The sequence below is a fragment of the Paraburkholderia sejongensis genome, assembly GCF_020880815.1.
Classification (GTDB): domain Bacteria; phylum Pseudomonadota; class Gammaproteobacteria; order Burkholderiales; family Burkholderiaceae; genus Paraburkholderia; species Paraburkholderia sejongensis.
Genome location: NZ_JAJITD010000008.1, coordinates 342,047 through 362,218 on the forward strand (window position 1 = coordinate 342,047; position 20,172 = coordinate 362,218).

The window sequence follows — 20,172 nt, forward strand, 5'->3', positions numbered from 1 at the left end:
GCCCGCACTTCATCGTGCGGGCCATTTTTATTGGCGGATCGAAGCTGGCCCGAGCCGCAAGCGCGGCTCGCGCTCGACGATCAGGTCGGCGAACGCATCAGGCGCGCCTTCTCGCGCTCCCAGTCGCGCTTCTTCTCGGTCTCGCGCTTGTCGTGCATCTTCTTGCCCTTCGCGAGGCCGATCTCGCATTTGACGCGGCCGTTCTTGTAGTGGAAATTCAGCGGCACCAGCGTATAGCCGCGCTGCTCGACCTTGCCGATCAGTTTGCTGATTTCCTCGCTGTGCAGCAGCAGCTTGCGCGTGCGCACCGGGTCGGGATGGATGTGGGTGGATGCCTCAGGCAGCGGGCTGATATGCGTGCCGATCAGGAACAGTTCGCCGTTGCGGATCACCACGTAGCCTTCCTTGATCTGGCCGCGCCCCGCGCGCAATGCCTTGACCTCCCATCCTTCGAGCACGAGGCCTGCCTCATAGCGCTCCTCGACCGAGTAGTCGTAAAAGGCTTTTCTGTTGTCGATGATGCTCATGAATGGAAAGCGCCCAACTCGTTTAAAATCACGATTTTAGCAAAGCGGTGCAAGGAAAGCCCGCGGCGCTTGCCCACCCTTGCCACGCGCTGTTCAATTTATGGCAGATGTCCAGAAAACCGTGTTGATCCGTCATTCGGCGGAGCAGATGTTCGACCTCGTCACCGATGTCGCCGATTACCCCAATTTCCTGCCCTGGTGCGGAGGCGTCGAAATTCGCCGCCAGGACGAAAAAGGCATGGAAGCGAAGATCGATATCAACTTCAAGGGCATCAAGCAGCACTTCGCGACACGCAACTCGATGGAGCGGCCTACCAGGATCGATATGGAATTCGCCGACGGTCCGTTTCGCAAGTTCACCGGCTTCTGGCGCTTCACGCCGCTGCGCGCCGATGCCTGCAAGATCGAATTCGCGCTCCACTACGAATTCACCAACATCCTGCTGGAGAAGATCATCGGGCCGGTGTTCAATCACATCGCCAACACCTTCGTCGAATCCTTCGTGAAGCGCGCCGATCAGCGCTATGGCAAAGCATGAGCGCGCGTCTGTCGGTTGAAGTCGTCTATGCATTGGCCGATGTGCAGACGCTGATCCCGGTCGGGTTGCCGGTGGGCGCGACGTTGCAGCAGGCGCTCGATGCGAGCGGGATTTTGCAGCGCTTTCCGTCGATCGATCTGGCTACGCAGAAGGTCGGCGTGTTCGGCAAGTTCAAGCCGCTCGATACGGTGCTCGCCGATCACGACCGGGTCGAAATCTACCGGCCGCTGCTGGTGGATCCGAAGCTGTCGAGGCAGCGCCGCGTCGAGAAGACCCGCAAGGCGGGGTCGATCGAAGGGCGCCGCTGGTTGAACAAGGATTCGCGTTAGACGACCTGGCGGGGCGCAGGCAAGGGCGGTTGACCGTTGCTGCTGAGGGTGGTTGCTGGCGGTCGCTGCCCGGGAGCCATCAAGCCTGTCAGGTCCGTCAAGCCCACAAGCCGGAACGCCGCTCAACCTGAAGCGGCGCTTGTCCGGCCTTCCTGTCAAGGCGCTGAAACCTGCGCGTTGTCGTCCACACGCGCGGCGCCCGACGCATCGTCGTCCGAATGCTGGCGCACCGACCAGCAAACCCCCGCCACCAACAGCAGGATCGCCGCGAATTCCAGCGGCCGCGGCAGGCGCTGGTCGTAAATAAACGCATACAGCAACGCGAACAGCGTTTCGAACACGATCATCTGACCGGACAGCGTCAGCGGCAGCCGCTTCGACGCGGCGTTCCACAGCCCGTTGCCGAGCCACGACGCGCCGATCGCGAGCGCCAGATTGAGCAGCCAGAACGTGTGCCAGCGCGCGTCCGCGAATTCCCCTTGCGGGCCGCCGGGCGGCAGCAGCGCGATCACGAGCCACATCGCGCCGCCCAGCGCGCCGGTGACCACGCCCCACAGCACCGACCACTCATTGCCGCTGAAATGGGTCTGCCGCTGCAGATAGCGCGCGTTTTCGACCGCGAACCAGGTCCAGCAGATCAACGCGCCGACCGCGCAGGCGACGCCGACGAGCCGCGTCGCGACGCTCACCGGCGTCGCGCCCGTTTCGGTGAAAACGTCGATATTGATGCACACGATGCCGGCCATCACGATGGCGAGCGGCCACGCGAGGCGCGCGAGCGGCACCGCGCCGTGATCGCGCCGGCCGACCAGCGTGACCGTGACCGGCAACACGCCGACGATCAGCGATGCCGGCGCGATCCCGATCAGGTGCACGGCGGCCGTCAGCAGCAGGTAATAGACGATGTTGCCGGCCAGCGCGAGCTTGACCAGCGCGACCAGGTCCCCGCGGGTCAGGCGCTTGAGCAGCGAGCGGGCGACCGGCAGCGCGGCGACCAGCGCGACGATGCCGTACATGGAGTAGCGCCCGGCGCTGAGCAGCAGCGCAGAGAAGTCCGGCAGCACCCGCGGCACCAGAAACACCATGCCCCACAAGGCCCCGGCCATTACCCCATATGCCACACCGCGCTGCATCGACTGCTCCTGACTCGAAAACTGGAATGGTCGGCAGAATAGCGGTTTTGGTGGGTGGTCGTCTTGTTCGATCCTGCATTCATGCACAAGGAGGCGTTTTACGGGCGGGTGTGGGCGAACGCGCAAACGAAACCCGATCGAACCCGGGGCGAACAGGCAAGCGAAATCGGCGGCCTTGCCAAGCGGAAAAAAATGACCTGAAATTCGCTAAGCTGCTGTTCGCGCAGTGAAAACCGGGGAGGTATCGCGTATAATTCGCTTTTGCGCCTATAGGATTTGCCATGCGTCTGATCCAAACAGCACTCACGTTCGATGACGTGCTCCTCGTCCCGGCCTTCTCCGATGTTCTGCCGCGCGACACCAGCCTCAAGACCCGGCTGACCCGCAACATTTCCCTGAATATGCCGCTCGTGTCCGCCGCGATGGACACGGTGACCGAAGCACGTCTGGCGATCGCCATGGCGCAAATGGGCGGCGTGGGTATCGTTCACAAGAACCTCACGCCGGCCGAGCAGGCGCGCGAAGTCGCCAAGGTCAAGCGCTTCGAGTCGGGCGTCGTGCGCGATCCGATCACGGTGCCGCCGCAGATGAAAGTGCGCGACGTGATCGCGCTGTCGCGCCAGCATGGCATTTCGGGCTTCCCGGTCGTCGAGGGTGCGCAACTCGTCGGTATCGTGACGAACCGCGACCTGCGCTTCGAAGAGCGTCTGGACGAGCCGGTGCGCAACATCATGACCCAGCGCGAGCGCCTCGTCACCGTCAAGGAAGGCACGCCGCTGGCCGAAGCGAAGGCGCTGATGCACAGCCACCGCCTCGAGCGCGTGCTGGTCGTCAACGACGCGTTCGAACTGCGCGGCCTGATGACCGTCAAGGACATCACCAAGCAGACCGAGCACCCGGACGCCTGTAAGGACGAGCACGGCAAGCTGCGCGCGGGCGCGGCAGTCGGCGTCGGCGCGGACAACGAAGAACGCGTCGAGCTGCTGGTGCAGGCGGGCGTCGACGTGATCGTCGTCGATACCGCGCACGGCCACAGCAAGGGCGTGCTCGAACGCGTCAAGTGGGTCAAGCAGAACTTCCCGCACGTCGAAGTGATCGGAGGCAACATCGCTACCGCCGCCGCGGCCAAGGCGCTGGTCGAATACGGCGCGGACGGCGTGAAGGTCGGTATCGGCCCGGGCTCGATCTGCACGACGCGGATCGTCGCCGGTGTTGGCGTGCCGCAGGTCACCGCCATTTCCAACGTCTCCGAAGCACTGCGCGGCACCGGCGTGCCGGTGATCGCCGACGGCGGCGTGCGCTTCTCGGGCGACGTCAGCAAGGCGCTCGCCGCTGGCGCGAGCGCGGTCATGATGGGCAGCATGTTCGCAGGCACCGAAGAAGCGCCGGGCGAAGTGTTCCTGTACCAGGGCCGCCAGTACAAGTCGTACCGTGGCATGGGCTCGGTGGGCGCGATGAAGGACGGCGCCGCGGACCGCTACTTCCAGGACAACTCGGCGAACATCGACAAGCTGGTGCCGGAAGGCATCGAAGGCCGCGTCGCGTACAAGGGTTCGGTCAACGCGATCCTGTTCCAGCTGATCGGCGGCGTGCGTGCGAGCATGGGCTACTGCGGCTGCCGCACGATCGCCGAGATGAACGAGAAGGCGGAGTTCGTGCAGATCACCGGCGCGGGCCTGCGCGAGTCGCACGTGCACGATGTGCAGATCACCAAGGAAGCGCCCAACTACCACGTGGACTAAACGCCGATGAAGCCGCTGCTGCGCGTTGTACTGATCCTGGATGCGTTGTTGCTGACGGCGTTCGGCCTGCTGTTTGTGCTGACGCCGTGGACTTCGCTGTACGACGGGCTGCATCTGGTGCAGACGCAGCCGGCGCTGGTCGGCCAGGCGTTCGGCGTCGCGCTGATCGGGCTCGCGTGGCTGGCGGTGCATGCATCGTTCGACGGCGCGTTGACCTCGAAGGTCGCGAAGGTCGTCGGGCACGTGCACTGGCTGACCGGCGTACTGATGCTCGCGTGGCTGCTCGGTCTGCGCACGCCGCCGCTGCCCAGCTACGGGCAACTGGTGACGGTGCTGGCCGCGGTCGTGCTGGTGGTCGTCGGGCTCGGCGGCGTCAGGCTGGCGGGCGCGGTGCGGCGGCGCGAGAAGGGTATCGTCGCCGGCAAATCCTCCGGCAAGGCCGATAAGAAGGCCGCCAAGGAGGCGCAGAAGCAGGCGGACAAAGATGCCGTGCGGCAACGCGAAGTCGGGCGTCGGGTCGAACCCGACGGTGTGCGCGAGCCGCAGGTCACCGCGGGCTTTCCGGTCTATCACGCCGAGCCGGCGCCCGAACCCGTGGTGCCGGTCACGCGGCCGGTCAATCCGGCTGCCGCTGCTTCCGCGACGCCCGGCAGCGCCTCTGTCGCTTCCACCACGCCGCTTCATCCGGTCTCGGGCGGTACCGAGCGCGCCGCGGCTGCTTCCGGCGATGCTCACAACGACGCGCCCCGGCCGCCGTTTCATGGCTGACGCGTCGCGCGCCACGCCGCTTACCGAAGCTTCCGGGTTGGGGTTGCGCGTGCCGCAGACGGCGCGCCGCGGTGTTATCCCTCTTCGTGCGCTTTATCGTGCTGTTTCAGGTCCGCGCCGCGCTGTATCGGGCGCCGCGTGGACCGTTTTGAATTCAACGCCGCGCCTCGTGCGCGGCATTCCGTATCCGCTCACTTTTGATTCCGTCCGCTGCCATGCATGACAAGATCCTGATTCTCGACTTCGGTTCGCAAGTCACCCAACTGATTGCACGTCGCGTTCGCGAAGCCAACGTGTATTCGGAAATCCATCCGTACGACGTCGACGCGGCGTTCATCCGCGAGTTCGCGCCGAAGGGCGTGATCCTGTCCGGCGGCCCGAGCTCGGTCACTGAAGAAGACACGCCGCGCGTGCCGCAAGCGGTGTTCGAACTCGGCGTGCCGGTGCTCGGCATCTGCTACGGGATGCAGGCGATGGCCCAGCAACTGGGAGGCAAGGTCGACATCGGCCATCTGCGCGAATTCGGCTACGCCGAAGTGCGCGCGCGCAACCACACGAGCCTGCTCGAAGGCATTAGCGACTTCACCACGGCCGAAGGCCACGGCATGCTGAAGGTGTGGATGAGCCACGGCGACAAGGTGCTGGAAATGCCGCCGGGCTTCGCGCTGATGGCATCGACGGAATCGTGCCCGATCGCCGCGATGGCCGACGAACAGCGCCGTTTCTACGGCCTGCAATGGCACCCGGAAGTGACCCACACCGTGCAGGGCCGCGCGATGCTCGAACGCTTCGTGCTGCAGATCTGCGGCGCGAAGGCCGACTGGGAAATGGGCCACTACATCGATGAAGCCGTCGCGAAGATTCGCGAGCAGGTCGGCAACGAGCAGGTGATTCTCGGGCTGTCGGGCGGCGTGGATTCGTCGGTGGCGGCGGCGCTGCTGCATCGCGCGATCGGCGATCAGCTGACCTGCGTGTTCGTCGACCACGGTCTGCTGCGTCTGAACGAAGCCGAGCAGGTGATGACGCTGTTCGCCGACCACCTCGGCGTGAAAGTGATCCACGTCGACGCCAGCGAGGCGTTCCTCGGCAAGCTGGCCGGCGTGACCGACCCGGAAGCGAAGCGCAAGATCATCGGCGCGGAGTTCGTCGAAGTGTTCCAGGCCGAAGCGGGCAAGCTGACCGACGCGAAGTGGCTCGCGCAGGGCACGATCTATCCGGACGTGATCGAATCGGCGGGCAAGGGCAAGAAGGCCGCGCAGACGATCAAGAGCCACCACAACGTCGGCGGCTTGCCGGAGACGCTGAACCTGAAGCTGCTCGAGCCGCTGCGCGAGCTATTCAAGGACGAAGTGCGCGAACTGGGCGTGAAGCTCGGTCTGCCGCACTCGATGGTGTATCGCCACCCGTTCCCGGGCCCGGGTCTGGGCGTGCGGATTCTCGGCGAAGTGAAGCGCGATTTCGCGGACCTGCTGCGCCGCGCGGACGCGATCTTCATCGAGACGCTGCGCACCACGATCGACAAGGAAACCGGCAAGTCGTGGTACGACCTGACGAGCCAGGCATTCGCGGTGTTTCTGCCGGTGAAGAGCGTCGGCGTGATGGGCGATGGGCGTACTTATGAGTACGTGGTCGCGCTGCGCGCGGTGCAGACGCTCGACTTCATGACCGCGCATTGGGCGCATCTGCCGCATGAGCTGCTGGGGCATGTGTCGAACCGGATCATTAATGAAGTGCGCGGGATTAACCGGGTTGTTTATGACATCTCGGGCAAGCCGCCGGCGACGATTGAGTGGGAGTGAGCGCCGTTCTGGCGCGTCATCTTGCAAGATTTGCTGATCGTAATTAAGCCGTAGCAGTCCAGAAGCCCGCGATTTTCGCGGGCTTTTTTTATGGCTGTGGGAAGTTGCCCCTCAGCCCCTTTTGCCTTCAGCTGGATAAGCCCTGCATTGCTCCATCCCGGCTGCTTACTGCGCAGCCTGTCTGTCCAGCCGCCGCGCCTCTGGGGTCGATCCCAGCGCTCGATCGGCTGTCAGCTTCCCACCGACGCTTTTGTCACCTCACCCCCAAACTCAGGGTAAACACAAATGCCGCCCACCGCCTCCTGCAATCTAGAATCTCCTTAATTCGCAAATAGCAACATAATTTGCTATAGATTAATTACAGATTCAGGAGACATCATGCCGGTCGACTACCAGAAACTGCGCTTCGACTACGTCCGAGCCGCTGAGCACGACGCTCCCGCCCAAGCGGTGTTGCCCGTCGTCGTGGTAGGCGCCGGCCCTGTCGGCCTTACCGCTGCGATCGATCTCGCGCAGCAGGGCGTCGACGTGGTGCTGGTGGACAACGACGACACGCTATCGAGCGGCTCGCGCGCGATCTGCTTCGCGAAGCGCACGCTCGAAATCTTCGACCGGCTCGGTTGCGGCGACCGGATGGTCGAGAAGGGTGTCAGCTGGAACGTCGGCAAAGTCTTTCTGCAGGACGAACTGATCTACACGTTCAACCTGCTGCCCGAAACAGGCCACGCGCGGCCGGCCTTCATCAACCTGCAGCAGTATTACGTGGAAGGGTATCTCGCCGAACGCGCGATGCAGCTCGAACATCTGCAGATGCGCTGGAAAAGCTGCGTCGCCGGGCTAACCCAATACGACGAGCACGTCGAACTGCTGATCGACACTCCCGACGGAACCTATCCGCTGCGCGCGCAATACGTGGTCGCGGCCGACGGCGCGCGCAGCGCAATGCGCAACATGCTCGGCCTCGACAGTCGCGGCCGCACGTTCAAGGACCGCTTCCTGATCGCCGACGTGAAGATGAAGGCGCCGTTTCCGACCGAGCGCTGGTTCTGGTTCGATCCGCCGTTTCATCGCAATCAGTCGGTGCTGTTGCATCGGCAGCCCGATAACGTCTGGCGCATCGATTTCCAGCTCGGCTGGGACGCCGACCCGGTCGCCGAAAAAGCGCCCGAGCGTGTCATTCCGCGCGTCAAGGCGCTGCTCGGCGAGGACGTCGAGTTCGAACTCGAGTGGGTCAGCGTCTACACGTTCTCATGCTTGCGGATGGATTCGTTCCGTCACGGCCGGGTGCTGTTCGCCGGCGATTCCGCGCATGGCGTGTCGCCGTTCGGCGCGCGCGGCGCAAATAGCGGCGTGCAGGACGCGGACAATCTGGTGTGGAAGCTGCGTCTGGTCACGAACGGCGCGGCGCCCGACGCGCTGCTCGACACCTATGCATCCGAGCGCGAGTACGCGGCCGACGAAAACATCCGGAACTCGACCCGCGCGACCGACTTCATCACACCGAAGAGCGCGGTATCGCGGCTGTTCCGCGACGCGACACTAAAGCTCGCGAAAGACTGCCCGTTTGCGCGGCGCATCGTCAACAGCGGCAGGCTGTCGGTGCCCGCGGTGCTGTCGGGCTCCGCGCTGAACACGCTGGACCGGGCCGGCGATGCGTTTGCGAGCGCGATGGTGCCCGGCGCGGTCTGCGCCGATGCGCCGGTGGCGAGCGACGGCAAGTCGGCGTGGCTGCTCAGGCACACCGACGGCGGCGATTTCACTGGCCTCTATTTTTGCGGCCCTGACGAGAACCTCGACGCAATCGCCGCGCAGTGTGCCGCGCTCGCGCGTGAGCCGATTCCGGTCCGCGTGCTGGTGGTCGTCCCCGCCGGCGCGACGCTGTCGCCGCACGCCGGCATGACGATCGTCGAGGACGTGGCTGGCGTGGTCCAGCAGCGCTTCGATGCGCGCGCCGGCACGTTTTATCTGCTGCGTCCCGATCAGCACGTGTGTGCGCGCTGGCGTGCACTCGATCCGACTTCTGTCCGCGCGGCCGTCGAGCGCGCAACCTGCAACGTCACCCTGAACGGTTGAACTCACGATGAGCCATCTGAATCTCGAACCCAACATTGCAGACATGGATGCGTTCTACGAGCATCTGATCGATACGCACAACGGACTAAGCGACGCCGACAGTCACGCGCTGAACGCGAAGCTCGTGCTGTTGCTGGCAAATCATGTCGGCGATATCGACGTGATCCGCGAGGCGCTTGCGAAAGCACGCACGGGCCTTGGCGGCGGCGCGCAAGCGGCTGACGGGTCGAGCGCGCCGAACGCCATTGCGCAATCGGTGCCTGTTCAGGAAACCGTATGAAATCTGCTGCGCGACGGCGGCGAGCGGTTTCAGAGCGCGTATCGCCGATCACGCGATGACGCACGATGCGTTCGCCGCCGCGGAACCGGGCCGGCAGCCGGACGCGAACGTGTGAGAAGACTGCATGTGGCAAGGGCATGAGGCAAGGGTATAAGACGAGGCCGCTCGACCCGCCCTCAAGCTTCCCTCAAGCCTCCACGGAGCCTTCCCCAAACAACCCGAAGCGCCACGACAACCGCCGCGTCGCTTCGAGCAGCGCGCGCCCGATCGCACCATTCGGACTGCGATCGAACCCGCTCGACGGCCCGATCACCGCGATCACCAGCCGGATGCTGCGCGTGTGATCGAACACCGGCGCGGCCAGCGTGCCGATGCCGGGCACCGGCGTATCGAACGCGTCGTCGATGCCGCTCGCGCGCACGCGCGCGAGGCGCGCGCGGTAGTCGGGTGAAAGCGTCGCCTTGGGCGTCGCTTTAGTCGCGGTTTTCGCCGCGCTTTTCGCTACCTCCCCGGCGAGCCGGATCGGCTCCTGCACGAGCAAACCTTCCAGCTCGTCTTCCGGCAGATGCGCGGCGAACACGCGGCCGATCGCGGTATTGACCAACGACATCACGGTACCGACGCGCAGACTCACGTGCTGCGGCCGCGTCGATTCTTCGAGCCGGATCACCGTCGGCCCGAGCGGTCCGAGCGTCGCGGCCGCGACCGACATCCCGGTCGACACCGCGAGCGATGCGATTTCCGGCTCGGCATCGCGCGTCGGCGACAGACGTTGCAATGCGATCAAACCCAGTTCGAAACTGAGCGGGCCGCTCGCGAAACAGCCATCGTCGCCACGCGCCAGCAGGCCGATCTTCTGCAGGCTCACCAGATGCGGAAACGCCTTCGCAGGCGGCATGCCGGCGGCCGCCGCGAGGTCGCGCAGGCTGAGCGGCTGACCGGCCGAGGCGAGCGCCATCAACAGTTCGCCAGTGCTGTCGAGCGCGTTGATTCCGCGCTGCGCTTTGGCTTCGACGGTGCTCGCGGCGTCGTTTGCACTGCTTGGGTTCTGGTTCGAACGTGCGGTATCAGCTTGCATGAGTGAGGCTCCGGTCAGGCAGGGCTTGCGCGATGCGTTGAGCGAGTTCGCGCAGTTCGCGCGCGATCGCGCCGTTCCAGCCGACGTCCATCGTGCCCGACGGCCCGATCACGGTCAGCGCGAGCAACGGGCGCCGGTTAGCGTCGAGCACCGGCACGCTCATTGCGCTGATGCCGGGGCTCGGCATGTCGACGTTGCGCGCGATCCCGCGGCGCCGGGTGTCGTCGAGCTGAGCCTGCCATTGCGCCGGCTCGTAGCCCCCAAACGGCGATTCGTCGACGCCGACGTGAGGGGGAGTCAGTCCCTGGCGCTCCATCGTCGCGGCCAGTTCGGCCGGATCGAGGAACGCGCTGAAGACGCGGCCGGTCGCGGTGGTCCGCAGCGACATCACGGTGCCGACGTGCAGGTTCACATGCAGCGGCGAGCCACCGCGCTCGTAGCGCACGATCGTCGGTCCCTGCGGGCCGCTTACGCAGAGCGCGACGCTGAAGCCGATCCGTTCGGCCAGTTGCGTCGCGTACGGCGTCGCGATCCGGTAAGCCGGCTGCTGCTCGACGCCCATCATCCCCAGGCGCAGCGACAGCGGGCCCGGTTCGTAGTAGCCGCTCAGCGCATCGCGCTTGACGAGACCGAGCTTGTTCAGGCTGACCAGATAGGTATGCGCCTGCGCGGTCGACAGTTCGGCGGCGCCGGCCAGTTCGCTCAGCGCGACCGGCTCGCGGCGCCGCGCGAGCGCTTCGAGAATGCGTCCCGCGACTTCGACGCTCTGAATCCCACGCTGCGTTTTTTCGCTTGTTTCTTTCAATTGAGAGGTCCGCTCGTGCCGGCGCGCGCGTGCGCGCCCGTTCCTGCGCATTGTGCCATCGCGGCCTGTTACGAGGGTTTTCCCGTTTTTTAACTATGGCAAGCATATTTGCTATTGACAAATATAAACCGCAAAGCGACCATGCGTCATCCCCCGCAGATCCACAGGAGACAACTACATGGCAAAAGCATTCGCATCGCAGGCAGACCTCGAAGAAAAGAAGATCACGTGGACCCAGCTATCGGAGAACGCGTACGCGTACACCGCCGAGGGCGATCCGAACTCGGGCGTGATCGTCGGCGACGACGGCGTGCTGATCGTCGACACGACCGCGACGCCGGCAATGGCGCAGGACCTGATCGCGAAGATCCGCAGCGTCACCGACAAACCGATCAAATACGTGGTGCTGTCGCACTACCACGCGGTGCGCGTGCTCGGCGCGTCCGCGTATTTCGCCGAGGGCGCGCAGCAGATCATCGCGAGTCGCGGCACTTACGAAATGATCGTCGAGCGCGGCGAGCAGGACATGAAGTCGGAGATCGAGCGCTTTCCGCGCCTGTTTGCCGGCGTCGAAACGGTGCCGGGCCTGACGTGGCCGACGCTAGTGTTCGAAAAGGAAATCACGCTGTTTCTCGGCAAGCTCGAAGTACGAATCGCGCATCTCGGCGCCGGCCACACCAAGGGCGACACGGTCGTGTGGCTGCCGTCGCAGAAGGTGCTGTTTTCCGGCGACCTGGTCGAGTACGACGCGGCCTGCTATTGCGGTGACGCGCAACTCGAACAGTGGCCCGCGACACTCGAAGCGCTGCGCGCCCTGAACGCGGAAAAACTGGTGCCGGGGCGCGGCCCCGCGCTGCTGTCGCCGGCCGAGGTGAACAAGGGCCTCGACTACACGAAGGATTTCGTCACGACGCTATTGCAGGCCGGCCGCGACGCGGTCGCCGAAAAGCTCGATCTGAAAGGCGCGATGGCGCTGGCCCGCAAATCGATGGACCCGAAGTTCGGTCACGTATTCATCTACGAACACTGTCTGCCGTTCGACGTGTCGCGCGCGTACGACGAAGCGAGCGGCCTCACGCATCCGCGCATCTGGACCGCGCAGCGCGACAAGGACATGTGGACCGCGCTGCAGGACTGAAGGTAGTCGCGACCGCGGCAAAGGTCCCGCGTGGGACCTTTGTTCATCGATAGCGAAGAGGGCGCGCAAGACGCCTCAATACGAGCGATCCGCCGACAGACGGGCGGCGCCATGGAGACAGAAGATGCAAAAGAGCCTCGAATTCGGCGTGGCGCGCGCGTCCTATGCGCCGGCCGACGACCAGCAGATCTTCGCGAAGGTCGGCTGGCGGATCATCCCGTTCCTGTTCGTCTGTTATGTGGTGTCCTTTCTGGATCGCATCAACATCGGCTTCGCGCAGTTGCAGATGAAGCACGACCTCGGCTTCAGCGATGCGATGTACGGTCTCGGCGCCGCGGTTTTCTATGTCGGCTACGTGCTGTGTGAAGTGCCGAGCAACCTGCTATTGGCGAAATTCGGCGCGCGCAAGACCTTCACGCGAATCATGCTGCTGTGGGGGATCGCGTCGGTCTGCATGATGTTCGTGTCGAAACCTTCGCATTTCTACGTATTGCGCTTCCTGCTCGGCGTGTTCGAGGCGGGCTTCTTTCCGGGCATCGTGCTGTATCTGACCTACTGGTTTCCGGCCAACCGGCGTGCCGCGGTGATGTCGATTTTCTTCGCCGGCGTCGCGGTCGCCGGCGTGCTCGGCGGTCTGGTGTCGGGCTGGATCATGCGCGACATGGCCGGTGTGATGGGTCTGTACGGCTGGCAGTGGATGTTCGCGATCGAGGGCCTGCCTGCGGTATTGCTCGCGTTCGTCGCGTTCTTCTATCTGACCGACCGGCCGCAGGACGCGAAGTGGCTCGACGCGGCGGAAAAGGCCCGGCTGATCGAATTGTGCGCGGCGGACCACGCGGGCAAGAGCGGCACGCACGCAAACAGCGCGCACAGCGCGCACAGCGCGCACGGTCTGCGCAGTCTCGCGACGGCGCTCGGCGATCCGCGCGTCTATCTGTTCGCGTTCATCTATTTCTCGCTGACCTGCGCGGCGTTGACGCTGAATTTCTGGATGCCGCTGATGATCCGCGACTTCGGCGTGAGCGACGTGATGCTGGTGAGTCTCTACACGGTGATTCCGAATGCAATCGGCGCGGTCGGGTTGATGCTGATCGCGCGGCATTCCGACCGGATGGGCGAGCGTCGCAAGCACTTCGCGTTCTGCACGATTGCCGGCGGTTTGGCGTTGGCGGCGCTGACGCTGCATCTGAGCAGCCTTGCGGCGATGCTGGGGATCCTGTCGATTGCGGCAGTGCTGATCTTCGCCGCGCTGCCGATCTTCTGGGCGGTGCCGCCGAGCTATCTGGCGGGCCATACCGCCGCCGCGGGAATTGCACTGATCAGCAGTATCGGCATCACCAGCGGGATCGTCAGTCCGTGGGTGATCGGGCAGATTCGCACGACGACCGGCAGCATGGATCTCGCGTTCTATCTGCTCGCTGCACTGCTGGTAATGAGCGGCGTCGCGTTGATGCTGGGCGTCAGCCGCGAGCCGCGAGCCGCGCGCGGCGCGCTGATAAAGCCGCCGCACGGGCCGGATTAGCGCCGTCGCCGATCCGTGCTAGCGCCTGCGCGCGCATCGCGCCTAAGCTTGCTTGTCCGTGAGCCGCATCGTTGCGCTTGCGTCTGGAGGAGCTACCGGCATGATCGATTCGTTTCCCGCCGCCAGCCTGAATCGCGATCAGGCCGACGCCGGCATGTTGCTGTTCGCGCTCGCCGCGGCGCCGGTCGTGCCGGCCTTGGAGCGCGGCTGGTTCCAACGCCGCGCGCACGCGTGCGCGACCGTGATCTCGCGTGAAGAGGATGTCTCCGATGTGCTGCTGCGCTTGCCGCAAAGCTGGAACATCGTCGACGGCGCGCGCTGCAAGGGCCTGCACGACGACGAGGATATCGTCGCCAGCGATCCGCGCTTTAACCACGGTTGTGACCCGCGTAGCTTCGCGATCGTCGCGCATGCCGGCGGCGAACGCTTCGCGATGCTAATGATGGTCAACGCCGCCGAGGCGATGTTGATGCCCGAGCGGCTGTTTCGCAACGAGCAGTCGTTCGAGCGTTGCGTGTTCGAGCGTGAGTAAGCCGATCCGCGCATCGACCGCTTCCGACACCTGCTCTACCGGATGTTTACCCGCGTATTGCGAGTCGCTGCCGATTTGCGCTAACGCGCGGCCGGCGCGACTCATAAAGTGATCCGCGGGAGCCGTGCGCGCACAGCGCAGCGGTTCGATGACTCCAGTCAGATGAGACAGCGAACATGACCATCACCAGTGAAACGAAAATTGCCATCGATGCGCGCGTGCGGGCGTTCATCGCGCAGCAGCACGGTTTGTTCATCGACGGCGCGCCGTGCGCCGCGCATTCGACGCGGCGGCTCGATGTGTTCGACCCGTCGACGGGCGAGGTGCTGACGAGCGTGGCGGACGCGGATGCGAGCGATGTCGGGCGCGCGGTAGCGAGTGCTCGCGCGGCATTCGAGCAGCGCGTGTGGAGCGGGCTGCGTCCCGCCGAGCGCGAGCGAATTCTACTGCGTCTCGCGGACGTGCTCGAAGCGCACGCGGAAGAACTTGCGCAACTCGAAACGCTGAATCAGGGCAAGTCGATCAATACCGCGCGCGCGATCGAGGTCGGCGCGAGCGTCGAATACGTGCGCTACATGGCCGGCTGGGCGACCAAGCTCGGCGGCGAAACGCTCGACGTGTCGATTCCGTTTCCGCCGGGCGCGCGCTACACCGCGTTCACGCGCAAGGAGCCGGTCGGCGTGGTCGCCGGCATCGTGCCGTGGAATTTTCCGTTGATGATCGCGGTGTGGAAGCTGATTCCCGCGCTCGCGGCCGGTTGCACGATCGTCATCAAGCCGTCGCCGGAAACGCCGCTCACCGCATTGCGGCTCGCCGAACTGGCGATAGAAGCGGGCGTGCCGGCGGGCGTATTCAACGTCGTGACCGGTGGGCGCGAATGCGGCGCGGCGCTCGCCGCGCATCGCGACATCGCGAAGATTTCGTTCACCGGTTCCACGCCGACCGGCAAGCTGATCGGCACGGCCGCCGTGCAGAACATGACGCGCTTCTCGCTCGAACTGGGCGGCAAGAATCCCGCCGTGATGCTCGCGGACGTCGACGTCGATCAGGCGGTGCAGGGCGCGCTCGCCGGCGGCTTCCTGAATCAGGGGCAAGTGTGCGCGGCCGTTTCGCGCATCTACGTGCATCGCAGCAAGTACCGGCAGATCGCCGACGGTCTCGCCGATGTCGCGCGCTCGATGACGCTCGGCCCCGGTCTCGATCCGCATGCGCAGATCAATCCGCTCGTGTCGGCGCAGCATCGCGCGCGTGTCGAAGAACATATCGCGCGGGCGCGCGCCGAAGGGCTGCGTTTTCTCGCCGGCGGGACGCGGGTCGACGCGCCAGGCTATTACGTGCGGCCGACGGTCATCGCCGACGTGCCGGCCGGTGCAAGCATCATTCGCGACGAAGTATTCGGCCCGGTGCTCGCGCTCGTGCCGTTCGACGACACCCGGGATGCGCTCAGGCTCGCGAACGATTCGCCATACGGACTCGCCGCGAGTTTGTGGACCAACGATCTGCGCGCGGCGATGAATTTGATCGGGCGAATCGACGCTGGCACCGTCTGGGTCAATTGCCACGTGCCGCTCGATCCGTCGATGCCTTTCGGCGGCTACAAACAATCGGGAATCGGCCGCGAATTCGGCAAATACGCGGTTGAAGGTTTCACCGAAACGAAGTCGGTCTGTATCGCGCATTGAGCGCTTGCCGCGGATTTTGTTCGGATAACATTGGCGGGCTTCAGGAGAGAAGGCGATGGAGTTTAAAGTCAGCTCGCTTGCCGATGTGCACGACCATTCGCTCGCGGTGAACGGCTGGGAACAGGTCTATCGGCAGATGACGCCGGGCCGTTTCGAGAGCCGCCTGGTGCAGGCAACCTCCGCGGAATTTCATTTTTTCCGCGAATCGACGAACCGGCGCATCGTTCAGGCCGGTGTTTCGCCGGCCGGTTTCGCGTCGATCGCGGTGCCGCTGTGCGCGCCGCTTACCGGTACGTTCCAGGGGCAGCGGGTCGACGGTTTCGCGTTGATGCTGCTCGGCCCGTGCGAGGAATTCCGTTTCTACACGCCGGAGGCGATGCATTACGTCGGCGTGAGCCTGCCGGTCGACGAGATGAACGAACTGGTCGCGATCACAATCGGCGAGGACGCCGCGCGCCAGCTGAAACGCAATGTACTGCCGGTCAGCAATGACACCGCGCGGATTCTCCAGACTCGCCTCGCGCCTTTTCTCGACGCGGCCGAAGCCAATCCGGCCGCGCTCGACCATCCGGTATCGAGCAAACGCTTTCAGGACGAACTGTTGAGCGTGCTGCTCGGTCTGCTGGAAAGCGCGACCGGCGCGGCGCAGCGCGATCTCACGCACGCCACCTATAGCGACATCGTCAGGCGGTGCGAACGCATCGCGGCCGAACATACGCTGGAGCCCGTCACCGTGCTCGATCTGTGCCGCGCGCTGCGTTGCAGCCGCAGGACCCTGCAGACCAGTTTCCAGCGCGTCGCCAACGTCACGCCGGTCGAATATCTGCGGGCGATGCGCCTGAACGCGGTGCGCCGTCTGCTGCGCTCGAGCAATGCGGAAGAACTGCTGATCGGCGATGCAGCCGCGCGTTATGGCTTCTCGCATCTGAGTTACTTCGCTCGCGAATATCGCGACCTGTTCGGCGAATTGCCGTCGCAAACGCCGCGCAAATTCTGAAGCACCCGTTACGTTCCGCTTTCTGCCGTGCGATGGCGGCGCGCATCACGCATGCCGTTGCGCGTATTTACGTCGATACACGTACCCGCTTACAACGAAGAAATCATCCCTGGGCAAACCCCTGGCGTAATCGTGCATTGCCAATCTGTGCTGCCGGTAGTCAATTTTGACTTTCTAAAGTCTCCAGTAACGCGGGTCCACGCGTCGCTCGTGAGCCGCGAACGACGCCGCGACTCGCTCCACGTCGCTTCAACGTCGCTATATCTGGAGAGAGAAACCCATGAGCGTCGCTATGGAACCCACGCCCGCGACCGAATTGCGCAAAGGTGCGCTTGGGCTGGGCTTTATCGTTTTCTTCGTTATTTCGGCCGCCGGCCCGCTGGTGGCAATCGCGGGCGGACTTCCGATCGGCATCATGCTGGGCAATGGCGCGGGCACGCCAGCGTTGCTGGTCGCCACCGTCGCGATTCTGCTGCTGTTCGCGGCGGGTTATACCGCGATGGCGCGCCACGTGACGAACGCCGGCGGCTTTTATGCGTTCACCGCGCGCGGCCTCGGCGGCACCGCGGGCGGCGCAGCCGCGCTGATCGCGCTGCTCGGCTACAACACGATGACCGAACCGCTGAGCGACGAATTGATCCGGCGCATCAGTCCGATTCACGGCGCCTACAGCGATATCCGGCCGGTGATCAACTATTACCGGGTCACCAATGAAAACCGGTTGTTGTTCGGTTCATCGACGTCGCTGGTCGAGCATATTCCGCACGATCTGAAAGAGTGGAACCGGCGCTTGATGGTCGAGGTGTTTCCGTATCTGAGCGATGTGAAGATCGATCTTGCGTGGGGTGGCCCGATGGCGTCGACGCTCAATCTGTTTCCGCAGATCGGCCCGCTGGCGGATCGCCCGAATGCATTTTTCGTGCAGGGGTATTCGGGCTTCGGCGTGACGCCGAGCCAGATCATTTGCAAGATTCTCGCGGAGGGGATTCTGGGCGGGTCGGACCGGTATCGGCTGGTGAGTTCGATTCCGCGCGCAACGATCAAGGGCAAGGATCGGTATCGCAACCTGCTGGTTACGCTGGGCAAGGTAATGCATCAGAGCACCGGCTATTGGCACGGACGGCGATGATTTCGGCGTGAGCTATTTATCTGGAGAGTGTTGTTATGAGCGTGACTGCAATCAGGTTGGGTACATCTATTTCCGAACTCGACGCGTGGGGCAGCGTGAGTGCGTTGGGCAGTGAAATCCTGAGCGACGGCGACGTCCTCGCGTACGGCCGGATGACGCACGGCGCGCCGACCGACGCCACGTCGGCAGGGTATTTCGGTGCGTCGAAAGGCAGGTTCAGACTGGTTTATCCGTTCAACGAGCAGGCAACGATCGTGACCGGGGAGGTGAGGATCACCGATGAGTCGAGTGGCGAGACGAGGACTTTTCAGGCCGGGGATTCGTGGTTGGTGACGAAGGGCACGTCGACGGTTTGGGATGTGTCCGGGGATCAGGTCGTTAAACACTACCTCGCGTTTGCGTAGGTAGGCGAGTTTCGGCAGAGCAGCAGATGCGCTGACAGAGTCCTTGGCGGACTCTGTCAGCGCATTTTTGCGTTATGAAGGGCGCGATTTCGAGGCTGGCGCATAACGACCTTGGTCGCGACGGTCCGAATCTTGACGGTGACATTTAGGAATTGGCTGAAAGACACGCCGGGCCATGCCGCGCTATGGTCGGCTTCCCATACTTATCAGGGAGGCCAAAAATGGCTTTACATGGAACGTTTGTCGTCAACGGCGGGCAGTTTGCGCCGTTATCGTTTCCCAGGATCGGTACGTTCAATGCGTACTCGGGTAACGGCGTGTATCGAAACCGAGGGGGATGTACAGATCTTCTCGACAATCGGCCACTTTGAACTGGCTTAACGGCGTCAAGCGGGGGCAGTTCCGGTTGCATCCCAAGGGCGGTCGCGGGCTTTCAATCGGTTGCATCACCGTGGAGAACTATGCCGAGTTTTCAACCATTCGGCGTTCGCTTCTACATACCGGCACTGTTCAGGTGGGTAGTACGGGTCTTCTTGCATATGGAACGATTGAGGTGATGGCGCATGGCGACACTTGTCCGTAGGCTCTTCAAAGTCACTTTGTTTACCGGCTTGTTCGTTCTCTCGGTTCGCTATGTCCACACGTATCCATGGCCGATGCCGGAGAGTCAGGCGCTCGCATGGTTGCGTGTTGCAAACGCGTTTGGTCGACATGATCCCGACGATGTATTCATTCCAGCGATGCTCGTTATCGAGTTGATTGCTACCGTTTTTGTCTACCGGTTAATAGTCAAGGCGTGGAGGCGGTATCGGCATGGCAAGACCGACAAAAGGGGACCGGCGGAATTATCGAGGTAACAGCGAATGGCGATATTTGCCCGTGAATTGATCGAGCGGTTATTGAAAGTAGCCCTGTTTATAGGTTTGCTTCTGATTTCCATTCGCTATGTTCACACGTACCCGGTAATGATGCCGCGGAGCCAGTTATTGTATTGGGTAGCCGCAGCTGACCTACTGGGCATCTACGACGTAGACGATCTCTATATTCCGCTATGGATGTTTATCCAGCTGATCGTCGCGATCGTCGCGTACCGGACAATCATGAGGCTTTGGCAGCGTTGGCAGGCTAGAAAGCTCACATCAGTTCAGAGTGAATGAAAAAAATCGCCCGTAAGCAGTTCAAGGCCTTGCTATTGCTCGGTCTGTTTTTTCTTGCAGTCTGCTATGTGCACACGTATCCGGACCCGATGCCAGACTACCAGGTACACGTTCTATGGAAGTTGTCGCGCTGGCTCGGTATCCGGGACCCGGACGATCTGTATTTCGTCGCGATGGTCACCGTTCAGTTGGCCGTTTCGATTGCTGTCTGGTTTTATCTGTCGCGGCGTCTCGGCATTCGTGACCCCGACGATCCGCTCTTTGCCGTCGTGGTGTTTGGTCAATTCATTGTTGCGATATTTGTCTGGCTGCTGGTCTCGGGTTGGCTTCGCATCGACGAGCGGAACGACTGGGCGTTTACCGCAATGACGATTGGTCAAACGGTCTTGCTGGTTTGTGTGTACGTCGCGGTCGTCGGACCTATCCGTCATTTTGTGGGCGGGGCATATCATGAAGGACCAAGGTCATGGATATGCCGATGAAGAAGAAACGCACCGTCGCTTCGCAGGCAGCGGCCCGAGGGCCGCTGCCTGCCCTGC

At 63.5% G+C, this 20,172-nt stretch carries 22 protein-coding genes; 18 read left to right on the forward strand and 4 right to left on the reverse strand.

Translation table 11 applies throughout. The features are described 5' to 3' along the window. Positions 1-80: 80 nt before the first annotated feature. Positions 81-527 (reverse strand): SsrA-binding protein SmpB, encoded by a 447-nt coding sequence (gene smpB, locus LJ656_RS18260; protein ID WP_013089686.1) that lies wholly within the window; start codon positions 525-527, stop codon positions 81-83. 100 nt (positions 528-627) lie between these two features. Here smpB and LJ656_RS18265 point away from each other — a divergent pair, with 100 nt between their 5' ends. Further along, the gene (locus LJ656_RS18265) at positions 628-1,065 is read left to right on the forward strand and encodes a type II toxin-antitoxin system RatA family toxin (protein ID WP_230510772.1); all 438 of its coding nucleotides are present in this window, start codon (positions 628-630) and stop codon (positions 1,063-1,065) included. Beyond that, positions 1,062-1,394 (forward strand): RnfH family protein, encoded by a 333-nt coding sequence (locus LJ656_RS18270; protein ID WP_230510773.1) that lies wholly within the window; start codon positions 1,062-1,064, stop codon positions 1,392-1,394. The genes LJ656_RS18265 and LJ656_RS18270 overlap by 4 nt, the downstream gene beginning before the upstream one ends. A gap of 155 nt (positions 1,395-1,549) precedes the next feature. Here LJ656_RS18270 and LJ656_RS18275 read toward each other — a convergent pair whose 3' ends face one another. Then, entirely contained in the window at positions 1,550-2,527 is a 978-nt protein-coding gene (locus tag LJ656_RS18275; protein WP_230510774.1) for a DMT family transporter, read from the reverse strand. Between the two features lie 63 nt (positions 2,528-2,590). Here LJ656_RS18275 and LJ656_RS18280 point away from each other — a divergent pair, with 63 nt between their 5' ends. The 6 genes from LJ656_RS18280 to LJ656_RS18305 all read left to right on the forward strand — a co-directional run bounded on the left by LJ656_RS18280 (position 2,591) and on the right by LJ656_RS18305 (position 9,189). Continuing rightward, a complete protein-coding gene (locus LJ656_RS18280) occupies positions 2,591-2,728 on the forward strand; it encodes a hypothetical protein (protein ID WP_230510775.1) in 138 nt (45 codons plus the stop codon). A gap of 80 nt (positions 2,729-2,808) precedes the next feature. Further along, positions 2,809-4,269: an IMP dehydrogenase gene (gene guaB, locus LJ656_RS18285; RefSeq protein WP_230510776.1), complete on the forward strand. Its 1,461-nt coding sequence runs from the start codon at positions 2,809-2,811 to the stop codon at positions 4,267-4,269. A gap of 6 nt (positions 4,270-4,275) precedes the next feature. Next, complete coding sequence (locus tag LJ656_RS18290) at positions 4,276-5,037, forward strand: hypothetical protein (protein WP_230510777.1); 762 nt, start codon at positions 4,276-4,278, stop codon at positions 5,035-5,037. A gap of 215 nt (positions 5,038-5,252) precedes the next feature. Then, positions 5,253-6,836 (forward strand): glutamine-hydrolyzing GMP synthase, encoded by a 1,584-nt coding sequence (gene guaA / locus LJ656_RS18295; protein WP_230510778.1) that lies wholly within the window; start codon positions 5,253-5,255, stop codon positions 6,834-6,836. A 378-nt stretch (positions 6,837-7,214) separates the two neighbouring features. After that, positions 7,215-8,909 carry an FAD-dependent oxidoreductase gene (locus tag LJ656_RS18300; RefSeq protein WP_230510779.1) on the forward strand — a complete coding sequence of 565 codons (1,695 nt, stop codon included), beginning with the start codon at positions 7,215-7,217 and terminating at the stop codon, positions 8,907-8,909. A gap of 7 nt (positions 8,910-8,916) precedes the next feature. Further along, a complete protein-coding gene (locus LJ656_RS18305) occupies positions 8,917-9,189 on the forward strand; it encodes a DUF2783 domain-containing protein (RefSeq protein WP_230510780.1) in 273 nt (90 codons plus the stop codon). 187 nt (positions 9,190-9,376) lie between these two features. Here LJ656_RS18305 and LJ656_RS35105 read toward each other — a convergent pair whose 3' ends face one another. Together LJ656_RS35105 and LJ656_RS35110 are read right to left on the reverse strand one after the other, a co-directional pair. After that, positions 9,377-10,267, reverse strand: a complete 891-nt coding sequence (locus LJ656_RS35105) for an IclR family transcriptional regulator (protein WP_425605956.1) — start codon at positions 10,265-10,267, stop codon at positions 9,377-9,379. Continuing rightward, a complete protein-coding gene (locus LJ656_RS35110; protein WP_425605957.1) occupies positions 10,257-11,072 on the reverse strand; it encodes an IclR family transcriptional regulator in 816 nt (271 codons plus the stop codon). The genes LJ656_RS35105 and LJ656_RS35110 overlap by 11 nt, the downstream gene beginning before the upstream one ends. A 178-nt stretch (positions 11,073-11,250) precedes the next feature. Between LJ656_RS35110 and LJ656_RS18315 the strand changes: the two genes are divergently transcribed. The 10 genes from LJ656_RS18315 (at position 11,251) to LJ656_RS18360 (ending at position 20,115) form a co-directional block, all read left to right on the forward strand. Next, positions 11,251-12,210: an MBL fold metallo-hydrolase gene (locus LJ656_RS18315; RefSeq protein WP_230510781.1), complete on the forward strand. Its 960-nt coding sequence runs from the start codon at positions 11,251-11,253 to the stop codon at positions 12,208-12,210. 124 nt (positions 12,211-12,334) lie between these two features. Further along, positions 12,335-13,732 (forward strand): MFS transporter, encoded by a 1,398-nt coding sequence (locus LJ656_RS18320; RefSeq protein ID WP_230510782.1) that lies wholly within the window; start codon positions 12,335-12,337, stop codon positions 13,730-13,732. 100 nt (positions 13,733-13,832) lie between these two features. Then, positions 13,833-14,264 carry a hypothetical protein gene (locus LJ656_RS18325; protein WP_230510783.1) on the forward strand — a complete coding sequence of 144 codons (432 nt, stop codon included), beginning with the start codon at positions 13,833-13,835 and terminating at the stop codon, positions 14,262-14,264. Between the two features lie 176 nt (positions 14,265-14,440). Next, entirely contained in the window at positions 14,441-15,946 is a 1,506-nt protein-coding gene (locus LJ656_RS18330; RefSeq protein ID WP_230510784.1) for an aldehyde dehydrogenase family protein, read from the forward strand. Between the two features lie 55 nt (positions 15,947-16,001). Further along, a complete protein-coding gene (locus LJ656_RS18335) occupies positions 16,002-16,943 on the forward strand; it encodes a helix-turn-helix domain-containing protein (protein ID WP_230510785.1) in 942 nt (313 codons plus the stop codon). Positions 16,944-17,223: 280 nt separating this feature from the next. Next, positions 17,224-18,072 (forward strand): NAD(P)/FAD-dependent oxidoreductase, encoded by an 849-nt coding sequence (locus LJ656_RS18340; RefSeq protein WP_230510786.1) that lies wholly within the window; start codon positions 17,224-17,226, stop codon positions 18,070-18,072. A gap of 35 nt (positions 18,073-18,107) precedes the next feature. Then, positions 18,108-18,476: a cupin domain-containing protein gene (locus tag LJ656_RS18345; protein ID WP_230510787.1), complete on the forward strand. Its 369-nt coding sequence runs from the start codon at positions 18,108-18,110 to the stop codon at positions 18,474-18,476. A 337-nt stretch (positions 18,477-18,813) separates the two neighbouring features. Next, the gene (locus tag LJ656_RS18350; RefSeq protein ID WP_329958882.1) at positions 18,814-19,059 is read left to right on the forward strand and encodes a tlde1 domain-containing protein; all 246 of its coding nucleotides are present in this window, start codon (positions 18,814-18,816) and stop codon (positions 19,057-19,059) included. A 280-nt stretch (positions 19,060-19,339) separates the two neighbouring features. Then, positions 19,340-19,633, forward strand: coding sequence for a hypothetical protein (locus LJ656_RS18355; RefSeq protein ID WP_230510788.1), 294 nt, complete (start codon positions 19,340-19,342; stop codon positions 19,631-19,633). Then, positions 19,630-20,115 (forward strand): hypothetical protein, encoded by a 486-nt coding sequence (locus LJ656_RS18360; RefSeq protein ID WP_230510789.1) that lies wholly within the window; start codon positions 19,630-19,632, stop codon positions 20,113-20,115. Before LJ656_RS18355 ends, LJ656_RS18360 begins: the two co-directional genes overlap by 4 nt. Positions 20,116-20,172 lie beyond the last annotated feature (57 nt).

Excerpts from the sequence above, each read along its gene's own strand:
- smpB (WP_013089686.1), bottom strand. The coding sequence starts at position 527 with ATGAGCATCATCGACAACAGAAAAGCCTTTTACGACTACTCGGTCGAG.
- LJ656_RS18265 (WP_230510772.1), top strand. The coding sequence starts at position 628 with ATGGCAGATGTCCAGAAAACCGTGTTGATCCGTCATTCGGCGGAGCAG.
- LJ656_RS18270 (WP_230510773.1), top strand. The coding sequence starts at position 1,062 with ATGAGCGCGCGTCTGTCGGTTGAAGTCGTCTATGCATTGGCCGATGTG.
- LJ656_RS18275 (WP_230510774.1), bottom strand. The coding sequence starts at position 2,527 with ATGCAGCGCGGTGTGGCATATGGGGTAATGGCCGGGGCCTTGTGGGGC.
- guaB (WP_230510776.1), top strand. The coding sequence starts at position 2,809 with ATGCGTCTGATCCAAACAGCACTCACGTTCGATGACGTGCTCCTCGTC.
- LJ656_RS18290 (WP_230510777.1), top strand. The coding sequence starts at position 4,276 with ATGAAGCCGCTGCTGCGCGTTGTACTGATCCTGGATGCGTTGTTGCTG.
- guaA (WP_230510778.1), top strand. The coding sequence starts at position 5,253 with ATGCATGACAAGATCCTGATTCTCGACTTCGGTTCGCAAGTCACCCAA.
- LJ656_RS18300 (WP_230510779.1), top strand. The coding sequence starts at position 7,215 with ATGCCGGTCGACTACCAGAAACTGCGCTTCGACTACGTCCGAGCCGCT.
- LJ656_RS18305 (WP_230510780.1), top strand. The coding sequence starts at position 8,917 with ATGAGCCATCTGAATCTCGAACCCAACATTGCAGACATGGATGCGTTC.
- LJ656_RS35105 (WP_425605956.1), bottom strand. The coding sequence starts at position 10,267 with ATGCAAGCTGATACCGCACGTTCGAACCAGAACCCAAGCAGTGCAAAC.
- LJ656_RS18315 (WP_230510781.1), top strand. The coding sequence starts at position 11,251 with ATGGCAAAAGCATTCGCATCGCAGGCAGACCTCGAAGAAAAGAAGATC.
- LJ656_RS18320 (WP_230510782.1), top strand. The coding sequence starts at position 12,335 with ATGCAAAAGAGCCTCGAATTCGGCGTGGCGCGCGCGTCCTATGCGCCG.
- LJ656_RS18325 (WP_230510783.1), top strand. The coding sequence starts at position 13,833 with ATGATCGATTCGTTTCCCGCCGCCAGCCTGAATCGCGATCAGGCCGAC.
- LJ656_RS18330 (WP_230510784.1), top strand. The coding sequence starts at position 14,441 with ATGACCATCACCAGTGAAACGAAAATTGCCATCGATGCGCGCGTGCGG.
- LJ656_RS18335 (WP_230510785.1), top strand. The coding sequence starts at position 16,002 with ATGGAGTTTAAAGTCAGCTCGCTTGCCGATGTGCACGACCATTCGCTC.
- LJ656_RS18340 (WP_230510786.1), top strand. The coding sequence starts at position 17,224 with ATGAGCGTCGCTATGGAACCCACGCCCGCGACCGAATTGCGCAAAGGT.
- LJ656_RS18345 (WP_230510787.1), top strand. The coding sequence starts at position 18,108 with ATGAGCGTGACTGCAATCAGGTTGGGTACATCTATTTCCGAACTCGAC.
- LJ656_RS18350 (WP_329958882.1), top strand. The coding sequence starts at position 18,814 with ATGTACAGATCTTCTCGACAATCGGCCACTTTGAACTGGCTTAACGGC.
- LJ656_RS18355 (WP_230510788.1), top strand. The coding sequence starts at position 19,340 with ATGGCGATATTTGCCCGTGAATTGATCGAGCGGTTATTGAAAGTAGCC.
- LJ656_RS18360 (WP_230510789.1), top strand. The coding sequence starts at position 19,630 with ATGAAAAAAATCGCCCGTAAGCAGTTCAAGGCCTTGCTATTGCTCGGT.